The sequence below is a fragment of the Hoskinsella mucinilytica genome, from assembly GCF_045223415.1.
Lineage (GTDB): Bacteria > Bacillota_I > Bacilli_A > Erysipelotrichales > Erysipelotrichaceae > Hoskinsella > Hoskinsella mucinilytica.
Genome location: NZ_JBEQZJ010000140.1, coordinates 1 through 265, shown reverse-complemented (window position 1 = coordinate 265; position 265 = coordinate 1). Strand labels below are relative to the sequence as shown.

Sequence of the window (265 nt, the reverse complement as noted above, 5' to 3'; positions counted from 1 at the left end):
CAGTGAAAAGTTCAAAAGATTGATGGAACAGTTGAGAACAAGATTCGATTTCATCGTCGTAGATTGTCCACCGATCAGTGCAGTCGCAGATGCAATACCTGTATCACATAACTGTGATGGAACGGTATTCGTTATTTCAGCAAAAGATACAGATAAGAACGAAGCGAAAACAGCTTTAACAGAGCTACAAAGAAATGGATGTAATGTATTAGGAAGTGTTATGACAATGACTGAAGCAAGTGCAAAACATTACTACAACTATTAC

General features: G+C 37.4%; 1 protein-coding gene. It reads left to right on the top strand.

The features are described from left to right. Window positions 1-265: tyrosine-protein kinase family protein (locus tag UGRO018_RS17890; protein WP_416327868.1), on the top strand; the 265-nt coding region annotated here is incomplete at both ends.